The 18827-nt window shown below is 69.7% G+C and carries 20 protein-coding genes, 1 tRNA gene and 1 other RNA gene; 10 read left to right on the top strand and 12 right to left on the bottom strand.

Features of this window, described 5'->3' with window-relative positions:
- The 4 genes from ilvD to ACFWHT_RS06410 are packed head-to-tail and all read right to left on the bottom strand — an operon-like array spanning window position 1 to window position 5268.
- The gene (gene ilvD / locus ACFWHT_RS06425) at window positions 1-1734 is read right to left on the bottom strand and encodes a dihydroxy-acid dehydratase (RefSeq protein ID WP_378826561.1); all 1734 of its coding nucleotides are present in this window, start codon (window positions 1732-1734) and stop codon (window positions 1-3) included.
- A gap of 9 nt (window positions 1735-1743) precedes the next feature.
- On the bottom strand, window positions 1744-2541 hold the full coding sequence (gene otsB, locus ACFWHT_RS06420; RefSeq protein WP_378826559.1) for a trehalose-phosphatase: 798 nt from the start codon (window positions 2539-2541) through the stop codon (window positions 1744-1746).
- Window positions 2538-3998 carry a trehalose-6-phosphate synthase gene (locus tag ACFWHT_RS06415; protein ID WP_378826557.1) on the bottom strand — a complete coding sequence of 487 codons (1461 nt, stop codon included), beginning with the start codon at window positions 3996-3998 and terminating at the stop codon, window positions 2538-2540. Before ACFWHT_RS06415 ends, otsB begins: the two co-directional genes overlap by 4 nt.
- 46 nt (window positions 3999-4044) lie before the next feature.
- Window positions 4045-5268, bottom strand: a complete 1224-nt coding sequence (locus ACFWHT_RS06410) for an MFS transporter (protein WP_378826556.1) — start codon at window positions 5266-5268, stop codon at window positions 4045-4047.
- Window positions 5269-5406: 138 nt separating this feature from the next.
- Here ACFWHT_RS06410 and ACFWHT_RS06405 point away from each other — a divergent pair, with 138 nt between their 5' ends.
- Window positions 5407-5685: a hypothetical protein gene (locus ACFWHT_RS06405; RefSeq protein WP_378826554.1), complete on the top strand. Its 279-nt coding sequence runs from the start codon at window positions 5407-5409 to the stop codon at window positions 5683-5685.
- Window positions 5686-5745: 60 nt separating this feature from the next.
- Here the strand turns inward: ACFWHT_RS06405 and ACFWHT_RS06400 are convergent, their stop codons facing one another.
- From ACFWHT_RS06400 to ACFWHT_RS06390, 3 genes are read right to left on the bottom strand one after another with little or no spacing between them, the layout of a single operon-like run.
- Window positions 5746-6924 carry an acetyl-CoA C-acetyltransferase gene (locus ACFWHT_RS06400; protein WP_378826552.1) on the bottom strand — a complete coding sequence of 393 codons (1179 nt, stop codon included), beginning with the start codon at window positions 6922-6924 and terminating at the stop codon, window positions 5746-5748.
- The gene (locus ACFWHT_RS06395; protein ID WP_378826549.1) at window positions 6921-7574 is read right to left on the bottom strand and encodes a CoA transferase subunit B; all 654 of its coding nucleotides are present in this window, start codon (window positions 7572-7574) and stop codon (window positions 6921-6923) included. Before ACFWHT_RS06395 ends, ACFWHT_RS06400 begins: the two co-directional genes overlap by 4 nt.
- 2 nt (window positions 7575-7576) lie before the next feature.
- Window positions 7577-8353, bottom strand: coding sequence for a CoA transferase subunit A (locus ACFWHT_RS06390; protein ID WP_378826546.1), 777 nt, complete (start codon window positions 8351-8353; stop codon window positions 7577-7579).
- Window positions 8354-8456: 103 nt separating this feature from the next.
- Here ACFWHT_RS06390 and ACFWHT_RS06385 point away from each other — a divergent pair, with 103 nt between their 5' ends.
- Genes ACFWHT_RS06385 through ACFWHT_RS06375 form a run of 3 tightly spaced genes read left to right on the top strand, consistent with a single transcriptional unit; the run spans window position 8457 to window position 10961 of the window.
- The gene (locus ACFWHT_RS06385; RefSeq protein WP_378826544.1) at window positions 8457-9266 is read left to right on the top strand and encodes an IclR family transcriptional regulator; all 810 of its coding nucleotides are present in this window, start codon (window positions 8457-8459) and stop codon (window positions 9264-9266) included.
- Window positions 9267-9297: 31 nt separating this feature from the next.
- On the top strand, window positions 9298-9738 hold the full coding sequence (locus ACFWHT_RS06380; protein ID WP_378826543.1) for a MarR family winged helix-turn-helix transcriptional regulator: 441 nt from the start codon (window positions 9298-9300) through the stop codon (window positions 9736-9738).
- Entirely contained in the window at window positions 9735-10961 is a 1227-nt protein-coding gene (locus tag ACFWHT_RS06375) for an MFS transporter (RefSeq protein ID WP_378826541.1), read from the top strand. Before ACFWHT_RS06380 ends, ACFWHT_RS06375 begins: the two co-directional genes overlap by 4 nt.
- A 16-nt stretch (window positions 10962-10977) precedes the next feature.
- On the opposite strand, the gene ACFWHT_RS06370 is transcribed toward ACFWHT_RS06375, so the two are convergent.
- Window positions 10978-11460, bottom strand: coding sequence for a hypothetical protein (locus tag ACFWHT_RS06370; protein WP_378826539.1), 483 nt, complete (start codon window positions 11458-11460; stop codon window positions 10978-10980).
- A 70-nt stretch (window positions 11461-11530) separates the two neighbouring features.
- On the opposite strand from ACFWHT_RS06370, the gene ACFWHT_RS06365 reads away from it, so the two are divergent.
- Entirely contained in the window at window positions 11531-12616 is a 1086-nt protein-coding gene (locus ACFWHT_RS06365) for an LOG family protein (RefSeq protein ID WP_378826538.1), read from the top strand.
- A gap of 64 nt (window positions 12617-12680) precedes the next feature.
- Here ACFWHT_RS06365 and ACFWHT_RS06360 read toward each other — a convergent pair.
- Window positions 12681-12753: transfer RNA gene (locus ACFWHT_RS06360), tRNA-Lys, on the bottom strand.
- Between the two features lie 154 nt (window positions 12754-12907).
- On the opposite strand from ACFWHT_RS06360, the gene ACFWHT_RS06355 reads away from it, so the two are divergent.
- The gene (locus tag ACFWHT_RS06355) at window positions 12908-13717 is read left to right on the top strand and encodes an inositol monophosphatase family protein (RefSeq protein WP_378826536.1); all 810 of its coding nucleotides are present in this window, start codon (window positions 12908-12910) and stop codon (window positions 13715-13717) included.
- 29 nt (window positions 13718-13746) lie between these two features.
- On the top strand, window positions 13747-14322 hold the full coding sequence (locus ACFWHT_RS06350) for a hypothetical protein (protein WP_378826534.1): 576 nt from the start codon (window positions 13747-13749) through the stop codon (window positions 14320-14322).
- A 48-nt stretch (window positions 14323-14370) separates the two neighbouring features.
- On the opposite strand, the gene ACFWHT_RS06345 is transcribed toward ACFWHT_RS06350, so the two are convergent.
- Window positions 14371-14568, bottom strand: coding sequence for a hypothetical protein (locus ACFWHT_RS06345; protein ID WP_378826532.1), 198 nt, complete (start codon window positions 14566-14568; stop codon window positions 14371-14373).
- Between the two features lie 120 nt (window positions 14569-14688).
- On the opposite strand from ACFWHT_RS06345, the gene ACFWHT_RS06340 reads away from it, so the two are divergent.
- Window positions 14689-15291 carry a TetR/AcrR family transcriptional regulator gene (locus ACFWHT_RS06340; RefSeq protein ID WP_378826531.1) on the top strand — a complete coding sequence of 201 codons (603 nt, stop codon included), beginning with the start codon at window positions 14689-14691 and terminating at the stop codon, window positions 15289-15291.
- 6 nt (window positions 15292-15297) lie between these two features.
- Here the strand turns inward: ACFWHT_RS06340 and ACFWHT_RS06335 are convergent, their stop codons facing one another.
- Window positions 15298-15957 carry an SIMPL domain-containing protein gene (locus tag ACFWHT_RS06335; RefSeq protein ID WP_378826529.1) on the bottom strand — a complete coding sequence of 220 codons (660 nt, stop codon included), beginning with the start codon at window positions 15955-15957 and terminating at the stop codon, window positions 15298-15300.
- Window positions 15958-16098: 141 nt separating this feature from the next.
- Between ACFWHT_RS06335 and ssrA the strand changes: the two genes are divergently transcribed.
- Window positions 16099-16468: a transfer-messenger RNA gene (ssrA, locus tag ACFWHT_RS06330) on the top strand.
- A gap of 118 nt (window positions 16469-16586) precedes the next feature.
- Here the strand turns inward: ssrA and hflX are convergent.
- Complete coding sequence (gene hflX / locus ACFWHT_RS06325; protein WP_378826528.1) at window positions 16587-18095, bottom strand: GTPase HflX; 1509 nt, start codon at window positions 18093-18095, stop codon at window positions 16587-16589.
- Window positions 18096-18181: 86 nt separating this feature from the next.
- On the opposite strand from hflX, the gene ACFWHT_RS06320 reads away from it, so the two are divergent.
- On the top strand, window positions 18182-18823 hold the full coding sequence (locus tag ACFWHT_RS06320) for a class I SAM-dependent methyltransferase (protein WP_378826526.1): 642 nt from the start codon (window positions 18182-18184) through the stop codon (window positions 18821-18823).
- The last annotated feature ends 4 nt before the right edge of the window (window positions 18824-18827 follow it).

Below are 18827 nucleotides of genomic sequence, written 5' to 3'. Positions count from 1 at the left end.
TCAACCGGTCGTTGCGCCCTGGGCTGCAGAGCGCACGAGACGGGAGTACTTGGCGAGGACGCCACGGGTATAGCGCGGGGGAAGCGGCTCCCAGCCGGAGCGGCGGGAGCTCAGCTCGGACTCCTCGACGAGTAGCTCGAGGGAGCGAGCCGCGATATCGACCCGTATCAGATCACCATCGCGCACGAAGGCGATGGGACCTGCGTCCACCGCTTCGGGTGCTATGTGGCCGATGCACAGGCCGGTTGTGCCGCCTGAGAATCGCCCGTCCGTCAAGAGTAGTACATCTTTTCCGAGGCCCGCGCCCTTGATGGCACCGGTGATCGCGAGCATCTCGCGCATGCCGGGACCGCCCTTCGGACCCTCGTAGCGGATGACGACGACGTCGCCGGCCTGGATCTCCCCCGCAGCCAGCGCGTCCATCGCGGCGCGCTCGCGCTCGAACACCCGGGCCGGTCCTTCGAAGACGTCGGCGTCGAAGCCGGCCGACTTCACGACCGCACCCTCGGGCGCCATCGAGCCGTGCAGGATCGTGATGCCGCCGGAGGAGTGGATCGGGTTGTCGAAGGTGTGGATGACCTCGCCGTCGATCGGGTCCGGGTTCAGCTCGCGCAGGTTCTCTGCGACCGTCTTGCCGGTGACGGTCAGCGCGTCGCCGTGCAGCAGCCCCTCGTCGAGCATCGCCTTCATGATCACGGGGATGCCGCCGTGACGGTCGACGTCGTTCATGACGTACTTGCCGAACGGCTTCATGTCCGCGATGTGCGGCGTCTTGTCGCCGATCCGGTTGAAGTCGTGCAGGTCGAGGTCGATCTGCGCCTCGCGGGCGATCGCCAGCAGGTGCAGCACGACGTTGGTCGAGCCGCCGAGCGCCATGGCGAGGGCGATGGCGTTCTCGAACGACTCCTTGGTCAGGATGTCCTTGGTCGTGATGCCCTGACGCAGCAGGTTGACCACGGCCTCGCCGGAGCGGTGGGCGAAGTAGTCACGGCGACGGTCGGCCGACGGCGGGGCCGCCGACCCGGGCAGGCTGAGGCCGAGGGCCTCGGCGACGGACGCCATCGTGTTGGCCGTGTACATTCCGCCGCAGGCGCCCTCGCCCGGCGCGAAAGCGCACTCGATGCGCTTGAGGTCCTCCTCGCTCATGCGTCCGGCTCGACACGCTCCGACGCCCTCGAAGGAATCGATGATCGTGATGTCCTTCTCGGTGCCGTCCGAGAGCTTGACCCATCCGGGGGCGATGGAACCGGCGTAGAGGAAGACGCTCGACAGACCGAGGCGGGCACTGGCCATCAGCATGCCGGGAATGGACTTGTCGCAGCCGGCGAGCAGCACGGTGCCGTCGAGGCGCTCGGCCATGATGACGGTCTCGACGGAGTCCGCGATCACCTCGCGCGAGACCAGCGAGAAGTGCATCCCCTCGTGCCCCATCGAGATGCCGTCGGAGACCGAGATCGTGCCGAACTGCAACGGGTAGCCGCCCCCGGAGTGCACGCCCTCCTTCGCGCCCTGGGCGAGCCGGTCGAGGCTCAGGTTGCACGGGGTGATTTCGTTCCAGCTCGACGCGATGCCGATCTGGGGCTTGTCCCAGTCCGCGTCGCCCATGCCCACAGCGCGGAGCATTCCGCGGGATGTCGTCGCCTCGATGCCGTCGGTGACGACGCGGCTGCGGGGCTTGATGTCGATTTCAGCGGAGGCGCCGGGCGCGCCGGTGGAGGCATCGTGAGAGGACATGACGGAAGTCTATTCCCGCCCGGCGGCCCTCTCGGTCGCGATGACGCCCAGGAGTCGGGCGATCTGCTGTGGAGAGTCCACACGCAGACTCGCCGCCGTCTCCCCCGCTCCCACTCGCACGCCCAGATCATCGGCGGTCAGCACGCGCATCGCGTCCTCGTCGGTGACGTCGTCTCCGGCGAACAGGATGCCCGTCGCCCGGGTGTGTGCACGCAGTGCCGCGATGGCGGCGTCCTTGCCCTCGTCGCGGGACGAGAACTCCAGGATGCGGTCGCCCGTGCGGCGTCGCCAGTGCCGGGCACGGCGGGCGAACACCTCGTCCACCCGGTCGAAGGCCGCCTGCTCCACGTCCAGCTCGGCGCGGCGACCGTGGATGCCGATGCCGAAGGTCTTCTTCTCCAGCTCGACGCCCGGATGCTCGGCGATCAGCGGCGCAAGCTCGCCGAGCAGCTGGTCGCGCAGTGCGTCCTCCTCGGCCGCCGCGACGACATCCTGCTCCCCCTCGCCCGGGTACCAGAACTGCGCGCCGTGGGAGCCCGCCAGCACGACCGGCGAGTCATCGGCGTGCTCGGCGATCTCCCGAAGGTGCACGAGGCTGCGACCTGAGACGAAGGCGACGGTGGTGTCGGGCAGCGCCGACAGGCGCGTCACCGCCTCCGACACGGCGGGAAGGGCGCGCGCCGACATCGGATCGGCGACGAGCTCGGATGCCGTGCCGTCGAAGTCCAGCGCGATCAGCAGCCGCGCTGTGCGGGCGAGCCGGGCGACCTCCTCGTCGGGGATCTCGGGGGTCCAGGTGCGCGTCATCGCTCCTCCGCGCTCGGGTCGGAGCGGCGCGTGCGCGGTCTCGGCGGGCCCGCCGCGTCCCGGGACTCACGCGCGTCGCGCAGGGCGGAGAGGAAGGAGGAGGACCAGGCGTTGACGTCGTTCTCCAGCACGCGCTTGCGCAGCGCCCGCATCCGCTTGCCCTGTTCGGCTGGGGGCATCTCGATCGCCGTGATGATGGCGTCCTTGAGCCCCTCGATGTCGTGCGGGTTGACCCGCACGGCCTGACGCAGCTCGTCTGCGGCGCCGGTGAACTCGCTGAGCACGAGAACGCCGCGGTTGTCGGCGCGCGTGGCGACGTACTCCTTCGCGACGAGGTTCATGCCGTCGCGAAGAGCCGTGACGAGCATCACATCGGCTGCGAGGTACATGGCGACCATCTCCTCGCGCGGGAACCCGTGGTGCAGGTAGCGGATGGCCGTGTGCCCGAGCGTGTCGTGGTCGCCGTCGATGCGACCGATGGCGAGCTCGATCTCGTCGCGCAGGTGCACGTACGCGTCGACGCGCTCGCGACTGGGGCTGGCCACCTGCACGAAAGTGACGTCCTCCACCGACACACGCCCCTGGTCGAGCAGCTCGCCGACCGCCTTGATCCGATGGCCGATCCCCTTGGTGTAGTCGAGCCGGTCGACGCCGAGGAGGATCTTCTTCGGGTTGCCGAGCCCTTCCCGGATCTCCACGGCTCTCGCCCGGATGTCGGGGCGCTGCGCGAGTTCGCGGTAGGGAGTGGTGTCGATCGAGATCGGGAAAGCCCGCGCCTGACTCCGCCGGCCGTCGGGAAGCGTGATCGCGCTCGCCTTCGTCTCGAAGCCGAGACGCCGCTTCACCGCCGCCACGAAGTTCGTGGCGTCCTGCGCGCGCTGGAAGCCGACCACGTCCGCGCCGAGGAGGCCTCTGAGCACCTGATCGCGCCAGGGCAGCTGGGCGTACAGACCGTGCGAGGGGAAGGGGATGTGGTGGAAGTACCCGATCGTGACGTCCGAGCGCAGGCTGCGCACCATCTCCGGCACGAGCTGCAGCTGATAGTCGTGCACCCACACCGTGCCGCCCTGCGCGACGGCCGCCGCGGCGGCCTCGGCGAAGCGAAGATTGACCGAGACGTACGCCTCCCACCACTCCCGGTGGTACTGCGGCGGCGCGATCACGTCATGGTAGAGGGGCCAGATCGTGTCGTTGGAGAACCCCTCGTAGTACTCGGTCACGTCGCGTTCGCTGAGCGCCACCGGAATGAGGTGGATGCCGTCGGCGTCGAACGGCGCGAGCTCGGTGTCGGGCATCCCGGCCCAGCCGACCCAGGCGCCGTCCACCCGGTGCATCATCGGCTCGAGCGCGGCGACGAGCCCGCCGGGCGAGGTGCGCCAGATCTCCTCACCGTCCGCCGTCACCACCCGGTCCACCGGAAGGCGGTTGGCGACGACGACGAACTCTGCGGTGGCCATGGAACTCCTCTGGTCGGTCCTTCCAGGCTACCGAGCGGTGGCGGCGTCAGCGCAGGGGTGGCGTGAGCAGGCGGTTTGCGATAGCGGCCACGACGACGATCGCCGAGGCGATCAACGGCATCAGCAGGGCCGGAGCCGTGCCGGCCCTCTCGGCCAGCTCTCCCGTGATGGCCGAGGCTGCGGCCTGCCCGACGACGACACCGGAGCCGAGCATGGTCATCACCGTGGCCGAGCGCCCCAGCGGGCTGCGCGCCGCGCCCAGGCTGTACAGCGTGACGAGCGTCGGGCCGACGCCGATGCCCAGGATGGCGAGCGCCACCGTCATCGCCCCGACGGAGGACGCCGTCGCGACGAGCACCGAGCCGCCGAGCAGCACGACGCCGAACGTCAGCCAGCGGGCGTGCAGCGTGAACCGGGCCGGCAGCCAGGCGACGCCCAGCGCGAGGATCGCGGAGCCGATGCCCATGACGCCGTACAGCAGCCCCGCCTGCTCGGCCGCGCCCAGGTCGGCCATGAAGGAGGTGAGCGCGGTGAGGGTCGACCCGAAGAAGAGACCGACGCCGAAGATCCCGACGACCACCACCAGCACGAGCGGACGGAACAGCTCGGCCGCCGACGACGGAGCCGCACCGTCCGCGCCTCGCGTCGCGGAGACGTGGCGGCCGGTCGGATGCAGGGCGAAGGCGCCGACGAAGAGGAGAGTGAGCGCGGATGCCAGAGCGATCGGCGCCCACGGCGCGATGAAGGAGGCCAGCGCGCCGACCAGGAACGGCCCGAACACGAACACCGTCTCGTCGGCGGCGGACTCGTAGGACATGGTCGCCGAGGTGGTGCGGGCGCGGCGCTCCTGCGGCATCCGGTCATCGATGATCGTGACGAGCCGCGAGCGCGACATGGGAGACACCTGCGGTGCGGTCGCGCCGATCGCGAACGCCGAGACGAGCACGAGGGCCGAGCCCAGCGAGCTGTAGACGACGACCGCGAACCCGGCGAGCATCGCCGAGTTGAGCAGCGCCGCGGCGACGAGGACCCGGCGCTGACCGTAGCGATCCGCCGCCGCGCCGAGAAACGGCCCGATCACCGCGGTGCCCACACCGACGGCAGCCGAGGTGAGCCCGCCGAGCGCCAGCGAGCCGCGGGCGCTCACCACGATGGTCAGCACGCCCACGACCATCATCGCGAACGGCAGCCGCGCGACGAAGGCGATCAGGAAGTAGGGAAGGCCGGCCAGGCGCAGCAGGCTCGGCGAGTGTGAGGTGGTCTGTGTCATGGCTCTCGGGCGCGCATCTCGGCGACGCCGGGTCGGGTGCCGCCGCTGTCCGCCGGGGAGCCGGCGGCCGGTAGATACACAGCTGGAACTGCTGTCAACCCTACCCGGGCATCCTGAGCACTCGGCTAGCGTGTTGGCATGCGCTATCTGCTTCGTACCGGACTCCTCGGCGCCATCACCACCGGCGTCAACCTGTTGCGCGGCTCGCGCGGCCAGGACATCACCTGGCGGGCGATCCTCGGCTGGGTCAGCTGGGCCATCACGCTCTCGCTGGCCATCGGCGCGATCAAGGACATGCGCCGCCAGGAGAAGGGGCTCCCGGTCGCGACCGACTCCCCCTTCGCGCCCAAGCCGGACAAGCGCGATCGCAGGCAGAAGCGCCGCGACGAGGTCGCCCGCCTCGCCGCCGAGCGCTGATCCTCGTGACTCCCCCGGCGACGGCGCCGTCTGCCGCCGGCGGAAGGGCGGCGCGGCAGCTCACCGCGTGAGGATCAGCGCCTCGCCCTGACCTCCGCCGCCGCATAGGGCGGCGACCGCCGTGCCGGATCCGCGCTTCGCGAGCTCGTGGGCGAGGTGGACCACCAGACGGGTGCCACTGGCCCCGATCGGATGCCCGACGGCGATGCCGCCACCGTGCACGTTGACGACGTCGTCGGGAAGGCCGAGTTCCTGCTGCGAGCGCGCGACGACCGCGCCGAAGGCCTCGTTGATCTCGACGAGGTCGAGCTGATCCGCCGTGATCCCCTGCTTCGCGAGGGCGCGCTCGATCGCGCGAGCGGGCTGAGCCTGCAGCGAGTTGTCGGGCCCTGCAGTCTGACCGTTGGCCCCGATGACCGCGAGGACGGGCCAGCCCTTCGCATCGGCGTTCTCGCGGGTCGTCACGATCACCGCCGACGCACCGTCGGAGATCTGCGACGAGTTGCCCGCCGTGATGGTGCCGCCCTCGGCGAACGCGGGGCGGAGCCCGGCCAGCGTCTCGACGGTGGTGCCGGGCCGCACCCCCTCGTCCTCCGTCAGCACGAGCGGTTCGCCCTTGCGCTGCGGGACGGTGACGGGCACGATCTCGTCCGTGAACGACCCGTTCTGCTGTCCGGCCGCCGCGCGCTGGTGCGAACGGGCCGCGACGGCGTCCTGGAGCTCGCGCGTCATCTCGTAGCGGGGGTTGTGGCGCTCGGTGGACGAGCCCATGCTCTCCCTGTCGTACGCGTCGGTCAGGCCGTCGTGCGCCATGTGGTCGAGCACCTCGACGCTGCCGTAGGTCCAGCCGTCGCGAGAGCCCATCAGCAGGTGCGGTGCGCGGGTCATGGATTCCATGCCGCCGGCGACCGCGGTGGTGGCATCGCCGGTGCGGATCATGCGCGCCGCGTCGATGATCGCGGTCAGGCCCGACAGGCACACCTTGTTCACCGAGCTGGCGGGGACCTCCCAGCCGATGCCCGCCCCGATGGCCGCCTGACGGGCGGCGTTCTGGCCGGAGCCGGCCGCCAGCACCTGGCCCATGATGACGGCGTCGACGTCTCCCGGCGCGACGGACGCCTGCTCCAGCGCGCCCCGGATGGCGAGCGCACCCAGCTCTGGTGCGCTGAACGAGGCCAGCTGGCCCTTCAACCGGCCCTGCGGGGTGCGTGCGGCCGCGACGATGACGATGTCGCTCATGAGTTCTCCTTCAGATCCTCCGAGACGGCCAGTGCCGGCTCGGTCGCGTCGATGACGTCGTGCACGCTCACGCCGGGAGCGGTCTCGACCAGGACGAGCCCATCCGTGGTCACGTCGATGACTGCGAGGTCGGTGATGATGCGGTCGACCACTCCCCTGCCCGTCAGCGGCAGCGAGCATTCGTTCACGATCTTGGCCGAGCCGTCTCTGGCGACGTGCTCCATGAGCACGATGACCCGGCCCGCACCGTGCACGAGATCCATCGCCCCGCCCGGACCCTTGACCATCTTGCCCGGGATCATCCAGTTCGCCAGGTCGCCGCCCGACGAGACCTGCATGGCCCCGAGGACGGCGGCGTCGATCTTGCCGCCGCGGATCATGCCGAAGCTCGTCGCCGAATCGAAGAACGCCGCGCCCGGCAGCAGCGTGACGGTCTCCTTGCCTGCGTTGATCAGATCGGGATCGACGTCCGCCTCGGCGGGGTACGGCCCGACGCCGAGGATGCCGTTCTCGGACTGCAGCACGACGGTGACGCCTGCGGGGACATGATTGGGCACGAGGGTGGGCAGGCCGATGCCGAGGTTGACGTACGAGCCGTCGGCGAGCTCCTGGGCGGCGCGTGCCGCCATCTGGTCACGGGTGAGTGCCATGCTCAAGCTCCTTGCTGCGCGCGGACGGTGCGGCGTTCGATGCGCTTCTCGATATCGGTGCCCACCTCGACCACGCGGTGCACGTACACACCCGGAAGATGGACGGCATCGGGGTCGAGGTCGCCGGGTTCGACGAGCTCCTCGACCTGGGCGATGCACACGCGTCCGGCCATGGCCGCGAGCGGGTTGAAGTTGCGAGCCGCCTTGTTGAAGATCAGGTTTCCGTGCCGGTCACCCCGAAGCGCGTGCACGAGTGCGAAGTCGGTCGTGATCGAGTCCTCCAGCACGAAGTCGCGCTGCTCGCCGCGGACGTCGAAGCTGCGCACCTCCTTGACCGGTGAGGCCACCGCGATCGAACCGTCGGCGTTGTAGCGACGCGGAAGCCCGCCCTCGGCCACCTGCGTGCCCACGCCGGTCTGGGTGAAGAATGCCGCGATCCCCGAGCCTCCTGCCCGCAGCTTCTCGGCGAGCGTGCCCTGCGGAGTCAGCTCAAGCTCCAGGTCCCCTTCGAGGAACTGCCGCTCGAACTCCTTGTTCTCCCCCACGTACGACGACGTCATCTTGCGGATGCGCCGAGCACCGAGAAGGATGCCGAGGCCCCAGTCGTCGACGCCGCAGTTGTTGCTCACCACGCTGAGGTCGCCGGTGCCCTGGGCGTGCAGCGCCTGGATGAGCACCATCGGGTTGCCCGAGAGGCCGAAGCCGCCCACCGCGAGAGAGGCTCCGTCGGGGATGTCGGCGACGGCCTCCGCCGCCGATGGGAACTGCTTGTCGATCACAGGCCACTCCTTCGTGATGGGTGCTCTCCAGCATCCGCCCGCCGCGAAGCCACGGCAACCGGCTGCTTGCGATGTGGTCTCAGATGCGGCTAGCGTCCACATCGTGGAACATTCGCCCCGCCCCAGACGTACCGTCCCCGGCGCCCAGGCGGTGGCGAGGGCTGCGGCGCTGCTGCGACTGGTCTCGGCGTCGGCTGATGGTGCGTCCCTGCAGGCACTGGCGCGGGAAGCCGATCTGAGCCGCTCGACGGCACATCGCCTGCTCACCGCCCTCCGCGTGGAGGGTCTGGTCGATCAGGACGCCGCGACGTCGCGCTGGATGCCGGGGCCCGAGCTGTACCTGATGGGAACCGTCGCGGCTTCCCGGTACGACATCACCGAGCTGTCCCGTGACATCGTGCGATCTCTGGCGGTGAAGACCGAGGAGAGCGCCTTCCTCTCCACACGGCGCGCGGACGAGACGGTTTGCCTCGTGCGCGAGGAAGGATCCTTCCCGATCCGCTCCTTCGTGCTCAGCGAGGGCGTCCGTTTCCCGCTCGGCGTGGCCAGCGCGGGGCTTGCCATCCTGTCGTTCCTGTCCGACCACGATGTGGATGCCTACCTGGAGCGGCACCCGGAGCTGGCCGAGCGCTGGGGGCGACCGCACGGCGAGAAACCGCTGCGGACGCGGCTGCGCGAGACGAAGGCGCGCGGCTACGCGGTGAACCCCGGCCTGATCGTCGAGGGGTCGTGGGGAATCGGCGCCGCCGTCTTCGATCGCGACGGGCGTCCGGAGTGGGCACTGAGCCTGACCGGCGTGGAGTTCCGGTTCGGTCCGGATCGACTCCCCCAGCTGGGTCGCACGCTCCTCGCGCATGCGCATCAGCTCTCATCTCGCATCGCGGGGACCAGGCGCACAGTGGCCGGCGGCTGATACTTATACCATCGGGTATATACTGCATGGTATGCAGAATGCGGATGTGATCCCGTCGATCGTGTTGTCGGCGCATGCACTCGCGCGGATCGCCGCGCAGGATGCGGGCAACGACGCACCCTCCGCGCAGTGGCGCGCGCTCAGCATCCTGGAAAGGCAGGGGGCGATGCGCCTCGGTGAGCTCGCGTCCGCGGCGCGCACCACCCAGCCCGGGATGACCCGGCTGGTCGGGACGCTCGAGCAGACGGGGCTGGTCGGCCGGTCCGCCGACCCGTCCGACACCCGCGCGACACTGGTGTCCGCGACCGACGCGGGACGGCAGGCGATCATCGCCTGGCGCTCGCAGATGCGCGAAACACTCGCCCCGCGATTCACGGACCTCGACGACGCCGACTGGGCGACGCTCCACCGCGCCGCCGAGATCCTCGCCGCGCACGCCCAGGAGACCAACACGAGAGGAGACGCCGCATGAGCGGGACAACACAGGGATCGGTATGGCGCCAGCCGGCGCAGGTGTGGGCGGTCGCCTTCGCCTGCGTGGTCGCCTTCATGGGCATCGGACTGGTCGACCCGATCCTGCCCGCCATCGCGGAATCCCTCGAGGCGTCCCCTGTCGAGACGGAGCTCCTGTTCACCAGCTACCTCCTCGTCACGGGACTGGCGATGCTCGTCACCAGCTGGATCTCCAGCCGCATCGGCGCGAAGGCGACACTGCTGATCGGCCTCGGACTGATCGTGGCGTTCGCACTGCTCTGCGCCGTGAGCGGCAGCGTCGACGCGGTGATCGGGTTCCGCGCCGGCTGGGGCCTGGGCAATGCCCTGTTCATCTCCACCGCTCTGGCCACGATCGTCGGCGCGGCCGCCGGCGGAAGCGGCGCCGCGATCGTGCTGTATGAGGCCGCTCTCGGGCTCGGCATCGCGGTCGGTCCCCTGCTGGGCGGGCTGCTGGGTGAGATGAGCTGGCGCGGGCCGTTCTTCGGAGTCGTCGCGCTCATGTCCATCGGCTTCATCGCCGTGCTCACGCTGGTGCGCGACAGCGGCGACAAGCGCGCGCCGATGCCGTTCTCCGCGCCGTTCCGCGCTCTCGGACGGCCGGCGCTCGCCATCCTCGCGGTTGCCGCGCTGTTCTACAACATCGGCTTCTTCGTCCTGCTCGCCTTCTCTCCGTTCCCCCTCGGCTTCGGTGCGATGGGGATCGGGTTCACGTTCTTCGGCTGGGGCCTCGCTCTGGCGATCACCAGCGTCTGGGTCGCTCCCGCGCTGATGCGGCGGATGTCCCGGACGAGCATCATCCTTCTCACCCTGCCGCTGCTGGCCGTGGACCTCGTGGCGGCCGGCCTCGTCGTCGGCAGCTCCGCGGCACTGGTCGCCTGCATCATCGTCGGTGGCCTGCTGCTGGGCGTGATGAACACCGTGCTGACCGAGGCGGTCATGGAAGCCACCGATCTACCGCGCTCGGTCGCCTCTTCGGCGTACTCCGCCGTGCGCTTCCTGGGCGGTGCCATGGCCCCGCCGGTCGCCGCCGCCCTCGCCCACGCGTTCGGCGACACGGTGCCCTATCTGTTCGCCGCGGCATCCGTGCTGATCGCGGCGCTCACTGTGCTCTTCGGGCGACGTGCGCTCGCACACATCGACGACGAGGGCGACGGTGCCGCGGAGGACGCGGAGGCGATCCTCATGGGTGACGCCGCCTGAACGGCGCGAGGATGCGCTACTCGACCATCAGGTCGTCGATCTCCAGGTCCTCGTCGAGCAGACAGTAGATCATCAGATCCGGGTACTCCTCGGGCGCGACGTACAGCAGCGTCATGCCCCCGTCGCCGAAGACGACGACGCCATCCAGCGCGATGTCGTCCTTCAGCGACTGCAGCGTCTCCGACAGGTCCACCTCGTCGTCGTCCTCGTAGGCCGCCTCCGTCAGCTCCTCTGCGACCTCGCGCTCACGCGCGTCCAGCACCTCTTCGCTCAGGCGCGCGAGCGCATGCTGAACCGTCGACTGCATGGTGTCCATGTCGGGAAGGTCCTCGCGCTCGATGTCGTCGATCTCACCGTCACCGCCGTCGTCCTCGTCATCGTCGCGCTCGAACTCCTCATCGAACTCGTACTCCACGGTGACGCGCCGGCCGCCGGGCAGTTCGACGCTGGCGGTGAGTGCACCGTCCTCGTCCTGGTCGATGTCATCGAGCTCGATCATGACTACCTCCTGGTCGCCATGATGTCACCGAGCCGCGGATGACGGAAGCACGATCGCCTAATCTCGTGGCATGAGGAGAACTCACGGCCGCGTCATCGACGTCGACTCGCTCGCCGACTTCGACGGTCGTCTGCGCTCCGGTGCCCGCTCGCTCGACGGCTGGAGGCTGCGCGGCATCGATCTCGGCGAACGCGGCGCCGAACTGCGGTCGCTGGAGGTCTCGGGCGCCCTGTTCCTGGGATGTCTGCTGCGCCCCGAGGACGGCGAATCGGTGCGCTCCCGCGGGGCGATCGTGTTCCCGGCGATCCCGGACGTGCCCGTCGACACCTACCGCAGCAGGCTGTACCGGCCCGAGGAGCTCTACGACGACGCCGACTACCTCCGGAGTACGGATGCACGGGTGTACGCCTGGTCGCAGCACGAGAACTCGACGGACACCGCACTGGCTCAGGCACTGCACGACCACAGCATCGGGCAGGCGCTCGAAGAGTGGCGTCAGGACAGGCGACTGGTCGGGGTGATGGGCGGGCACAGCACGGGTCGCGGCACGCCCGCCTATGCGGACGGCGCACGGCTCGGCCAGCTCCTCTCGCGCACCCTGACGGTGGCGTCCGGAGGCGGCCCCGGTGCGATGGAGGCGGTGAACCTGGGCGGCTACCTCGCCGGTTACGGCGAGAGGGCCGTGACCGAGGCGGTCCGGATGCTGGAGACGGTTCCGTCGTTCGTTCCGAGCATCGGCGACTGGGCGCGCGCGGCGTTCGAGGTGCGCTCGCGCTTCCCGGAGGGCACCGACTCCCTCGGCATCCCGACCTGGCACTACGGGCACGAGCCGCCCAACGTCTTCGCGAGTGCCATCGCGAAGTACTTCCGCAATGCTCAGCGGGAGGCGATCCTTCTGGAGATCTGCGAGGCCGGCATCGTGTTCCTGCCCGGCGCGGGCGGCACCGTGCAGGAGATCTTTCAGGACGCCTGCGAGAACTACTACGCGGACGAGTCGTCCACGGCGCCGATGGTGCTCGTGGGGCGTGAGTACTGGACCGAGCGTCACCCTGCCTGGCCGCTTCTGCAGTCCCTCGCGAAGGGGCGGCCGATGGAAGAGCATGTGCATCTCGTCGACACCGTGGACGAGGCGGCCGCCGTCGTGCAGGAGCGTTGACCGGTTGGCGACCCGGGATGCAGAAAGGCTCCGCATACTGGCGAGAGTATACGGAGCCTGTCCGTGCACCCCCAGGGACTTGAACCCTGAACCCACTGATTAAGAGTCAGTTGCTCTGCCGATTGAGCTAGAGGTGCGTGGCCCGGGAAGCATCCCCGGCCGAGGAATTACATTACCAGCGGGTGAGGGCCGAGCCAAATCGCCTCGGCGCCTCGGGCGCGTTGCGTAACGTTACGCGACCGATGCCCGGCGGCCGGGTTCGCGGTACCGGGCCAGAACTATCCTGGTCACGTGACCGTCCCCCTCACAGCCACAGATTTCCGCGCCGATCTCTCCCTCGCTCTTCGTCTCGCCGACGCCGCCGACGCTCAGTCGCTCCCCCGCTTCGACGCCCCCGACCTGGAGGTGTCCCGCAAGGCCGACCGCTCCCACGTCACGGATGCCGATCTGGCCACCGAGCGCGCGATCCGCGAACTGCTCGCCGTCGAGCGGCCCGACGACGGCATCCTCGGCGAGGAGTACGGCGAGCAGGGCGACGCCCGCCGCCAGTGGATCATCGACCCCATCGACGGCACCGCCAACTTCCTGCGCGGGGTGCCGCTGTGGGGCACCATGATCGCGCTCGCGGTCGACGGCGTGCCCCAGGTCGGCGTCGTCAGCATGCCCGCGCTCGGCCGCCGCTGGTGGGCATCCGCCGGCAGCGGGTCGTGGACCGCCACCGGCGGCGACCCGCGTCCCCTGCGGGTCTCGGACGTCGGCTCCCTCGACGAGGCGAGCGTCAGCTTCCAGAGCATCGCGCAGTGGAGGGATGCGGGACGACTGCCCGAGCTTCTCGCCCTCGCCGACCGCGTGTGGCGAGACCGCGCCTACGGCGACATCTTCAGCTACATGCTCCTCGCCGAGGGCCGCATCGACATGGTCGCCGAGTTCGACGTGAAAGAGTACGACATCGCCGCGGCCGTCCCCATCGTCCGCGAGGCCGGCGGCCGCATGACAGCGTTCGACGGGACCGAGACCCTCTCCGACCTGTCCGCTCTCGCCACGAACGGCCTGCTCCACGACACCTTCCTCGACCTGTTCCGCGACGTGTCGCGCTCCTAGCGCCGCACGCACACTCCCCCACGGATCACATGACTTCCCGCATCTCCCTCGCTGCCGCCGCACTCGTAGCGGTCCTGTCCCTCTCCGCCTGCGGCTCCACCGCGCAACCGCAGGCGCCGCAGCCCTCCTCGCCCGCCGCGGACACCACGCCGAAGGCGACCATCACCGCGGGCGCCGACGACGAGCCTTCCACTCCGGCTCCGGGAGCGGAACCGGAGTGTGAGACGATCGTCTCCGCCGGCACCGTGGATGCCCTCACCTCTCAGGGCTGGACCTTCAAGCAGGAGGAGTTCCGCATCGGCGAGACCCTCGTCAGCGAGGGCCTGCTGTGCATGTGGGCCGACTTCACCACGGCATCCGACCACGGGCAGATGTATGCCTGGGGCCTGCTGGGCGCCGACGCCTCCCGCACCGCGCAGGCTGGCCTGCAGCGCGACGGGTGGCTGCGGTCGGAGGAGGAAGGCGAGACGTACTTCACCGAGGATCCGGCGTACGCGATCGCGACCGACGAGGACGGTTACGGGATGACCTACGAGTTCGGCGACGGATGGGTGAAGTTCGCGGACACGAAGCAGGGGCTGCTGCTGATCGAATGGGATGAGTGAGGCAGCCCCCGAGAAGTGGGCGCCGCACCGGTGTGCGGCGCCGGGCGATCACTGGTTGCGCCGGTTCCAGTTGTCGGTGCGGCGCGTGTCGGAGCCGCGCTGGCGCATGACCCAGGCGAGCGCGAGGCTGACCAGGAGGATGCCCGCGGAGAACACGACGCCCTGTGCGGTCGGGATCACGTGCGAGATCCCGAACAGGTAGATCCCGCCGAGGAACAGAACCATGAACACGATGAAGTCGACCACGTCGAGAACCTCCAGATCGTCGGATGACGTGTCCAGCTTAGTCGTCTTCCGGCCCTCGCCTGCGCCCGCGCCGGTCGCACCGATCCGGGATATGTTTGACCACATGGCGAGGTTGCGGTCGTGACGACAGACACCCGTCCGGCGCGCCGCGGACGCCCCGGGCACGACCGCGCGGACGTGATCCGCGCCGGCGTCGCCCTCTTCAACGAACAGGGCTACGACGCCACCTCGGTCGCCGACCTCACGAAGCGACTCGGCGTGACGAAATCCGCGCTGTATCACCACGTCGATTCCAAGGAGCAGATCCTGCAGATCGCGCTCGAGGAGGCCCTCGGCGGCTTGGAGCAGGCGCTGGAGGATGCTCTGATGCGACCGACCGCGACCGAGCGGCTGACGGCGATCATCCGCGGCGCCGTGCAGGTGCTCACCGAGCGTCAGCCGCAGGTCACCCTGCTGCTGCGCCTGCGCGGCAACAGCGACATCGAGGCCGCGGCCCTCACTCGGCGGCGGAGCTTCGACCACCGCGTGACGGAGCTGGTCCGCGAAGCGCAGGCCGATGGACTCGTGCGCGCGGACCTGGATGCCGGTGTCGCGACGCGACTGATTTTCGGCATGATCAACTCCGTGGTGGAGTGGTACCGGCCCGACGGCCCGGTCGATCCGGTGCTGCTCGCCGACGAGATCCTCGTGGTGTCTCTCGGTGGGCTGCGACCGACGACCTGAACGGACTCAGCTCGCGGCGAACCTGCCCTCGACGGTCGCCGAGACGGTGATCTCCTCGCCCTGGAACTCCATCGAGGGCGCCGAATCCATGGCCATCGCCCCGCCGCGCATCATCGCGGCCTTGGCCTGCGGCGGCGCACCGGCGGACATGAGTCCGCGGTCCGCGATCTCGAGCGGCGTGATCGTCGACAGCCCCAGCGCGTCCGCGTAGGCGCGAGCACGGGTGAGCGCCACGCCCACGGCCTGGGTGGCGACCTCCCGCTCCACCTCGGCCTCGGTCTGCGGGGTGAGGTGCCAGTCCACGTGGCCGATGCTCACGCCGTCTGCGACCGTGAGCTCCGTCACCCACACCGACATGTCCGAGAGGTCGGCGAATGTCGCGGTGAAGTCGACGTTCGCGCGGAACACCGGCGCCAGGCGCCGCCCCTCGCTGTTCCATGGTCGGTCGGCGTAGACGTTCATCCGCTGGCTGGTCCATTCGGTGACGCCGCCATCCGCACTGCGCGCTTCGATGCTTGCCCGCACGGGCGCCGCGGCGGCGAGCGTCCGCTCGACGACCTGTGCCCGATCGGACCCGTCGAAGGAGACGGAGAGGTGGACGGTGGCGCGCTCCGGCGCCACGCGCAGCTCGTGCTCGCCGCGCACCGTGATGATGACATCGCTCATGAGAGCGACTGTACGTCACGCCTCCCACCCTCGGCGGAATAGCGCGGGGTCGGGATCCGTTGTAGTCTGTGAGGCCGGGCGCGTCAGCACCCGGATGGTAATTCCACAGTGTGACAGCGGCTCCTTCGCGAGAGGGTCCACGGGGCTGATCGGTTTCGACGGCGCCTGTGTATCGACGGGAAGCGGGCCGAGGATGCAGGGTTATCTCGTGAACGCTCCCTGCAAACCAATAGTTGCCGAATCCAAGCGCAACGACTTCGCCCTCGCTGCCTAAGCGAGCCCGATAGTCCGTCAGACCGTATGTGATCCCGATACGGACCCTGGCGTCATCTAGGGATCTTGCTGCGTGATGGCGTCTGGACGTCACGTGGGACTCTTCCCAGGCTGGGCTCGTCGACTTAGGTGTCTGTGACAAAGGTCGGAGCCGAGCAGAACGCCTCCACAGACTGCGCCCGGAGAAGACGTGGATGAGCAGCGTCGGACGGGGGTTCGATTCCCCCCAGCTCCACAGACCGGCGAGCAGAGCTCGACCGGAAAGCCGTTGTCACCTGCCGAAGGGCCCGATCTCCGCATCATGCGGAGCTCGGGCCCTTCGCGTTGTGTGCCGGCGGCGTCGCCGGCGGGCTCTGTCAGGCGACGCCGAACGGCGCGAGCTCCGCAGCGAGGCGCTCGGACACGTGCGCGTGCACGAGCGTTCCGCCCTCCTCATGTTGTGCGGACAGCAGCACCCCCGTCTCGTGCACGGCCGAGACCAGGTCGCCGCGGTCGTAGGGCACGAGCACCCGCACCTCGACCGCCGGCATGGGCAGCATCCGCTCGATGGTCGCGCGCAGCTCGTCGATGCCCTCCCCCGTGCGCGAGGAGACGAAGTGTGCGTCGGGTGCGAGTCCGCGCAGCACCAGCCGCTCATCCTCGTCCACGAGGTCGGCCTTGTTGAACACGACCAGCTCGGGGATGTCGCGCGCCCCCACGTCGCCCATCACGTCCCGAACGGTCTGCAGCTGTGCCGACGGATCGGGATGCGAGCCGTCGACGACGTGCACGATGACGTCGGCCTGGCCGACCTCCTCGAGGGTGGAGCGGAACGCCTCGACGAGCTGGTGCGGCAGGTTGCGCACGAAGCCGACGGTGTCGGAGAGCGTGTACACCCGCCCGTCGTGGGTCTCGGCGCGGCGCACGGTCGCATCCAGCGTCGCGAACAGCGCGTTCTCGACGAGGACGCCGGCGCTGGTCAAGGCGTTGAGCAGACTCGACTTTCCGGCGTTCGTGTACCCGGCGATCGCGACCGACGGGATCGTGTTGCGCTTGCGCTCGGCGCGCTTCGCGTCGCGAGCGGGCGCGAAATCACGGATCTGCTTGCGCAGCTGCGCCATGCGGGTGCGGATGCGACGCCGGTCGAGCTCGATCTTCGTCTCGCCCGGTCCGCGCGAGCCCATGCCCGCTCCTCCGGCTCCCACCTGGCCACCGGCCTGGCGGCTCATCGAATCGCCCCAGCCGCGCAGGCGCGGCAGCAGGTACTCCAGCTGCGCGAGCTCCACCTGCGCCTTGCCCTCGCGACTCTTGGCGTGCTGGCTGAAGATGTCCAGGATCACCGTGGTGCGATCGATGACCTTCACCTTGACGACGTCCTCCAGCGCCCGGCGCTGGCTGGCCGCGAGCTCGGTGTCGGCGATCACGGTGTCGGCACCCACGGCCGCGACGATGTCCTTGAGCTCCTGAGCCTTGCCGCGCCCCAGGTAGGTGGCCGGGTCGGGGTGCGGACGTCGCTGCAGCAGACCGTCGAGCACGGCCGCACCGGCCGTCTCGGCGAGGGCGGCGAGCTCGCGCAGCGAGTTCTCGGCGTCATCCTGCGCGCCCTGCGGGTACACGCCCACGAGCACGACGTTCTCCAGCCGCAGCTGACGGTACTCGACCTCGGTGACGTCCTCGAGCTCGGTGGACAAGCCGGCGACGCGGCGCAGCGCGTGTCGATCCTCGAGATCCCACTGCTCGCCGTCAGCGGCTCCGTGCGTCGCGGTCGTGGCGTCCTGCAGAGCCTGAGCGGCGCCGAACACTCTCGCCTCGGTCCGCGGTTCCGCGTGTGCGAGCACGCGGTCCAGCGCATCCGCCGGGGTGTTCTCGTCGTTCGTCTTCGTCATCCGGTCCTTTTCTTCGACTGCTTCTGCCCTGGTGCGCCGATCAGAGCGCCTTAACCTTAGCCCCCGCCATCCGGTACGCTCACTGCATGCCGTCCGACCACTACTTCAGCGCGGCCCCGGCAAGTGCAGAGAACCTGCGCACGATTCACGTCACCCTCGCGGGGCGCGAGCTCGACCTCACCACCGCGGGTGGGGTCTTCAGCCCGGATCGCCTGGATGCCGGAACGGCCGTGCTGTTCGCGAACATGCCTCCCCTGCCGCCGGGGGGCGACTTCCTCGACCTCGGGTGCGGCTGGGGGCCGATCACGCTCACCATGGCCCTCTCCGCCCCGCACGCCACCGTGTGGGCCGTCGACGTCAACGAGCGGGCCCTGGATCTCACCCGCCGCAACGCCGAGGCGCTGGGCCTCACCAATGTCAACGCCGTGCGGCCCGAGGATGTTCCCGCCGATGTGACATTCCGCACCATACGCTCGAACCCGCCCATCCGCGTCGGCAAGAGCGAGCTGCACGACATGCTCGAGAAGTGGCTCCCCCGACTCGAGGAGCGCAGCGACGCGTGGATGGTCGTTCAGCGCAATCTCGGGGCGGACTCGCTGCAGCGCTGGCTCGCCGCGACGTTCGACTCCGGTTACAGCATCCACCGCGCCGCCACGGGCAAGGGCTACCGGGTGCAGAAGGTGCGCAGGCACGGCAGCCCGCCGACCGCTCCCGTCATCGTCGCCTGACCGG

Origin of the sequence: Microbacterium sp. NPDC058342, assembly GCF_042723935.1 — a bacterium.
Taxonomy (GTDB): domain Bacteria; phylum Actinomycetota; class Actinomycetes; order Actinomycetales; family Microbacteriaceae; genus Microbacterium.
The sequence above is the reverse complement of the archived record's forward strand: the minus strand, read 5'-3'. Positions and strand labels throughout refer to the sequence as shown.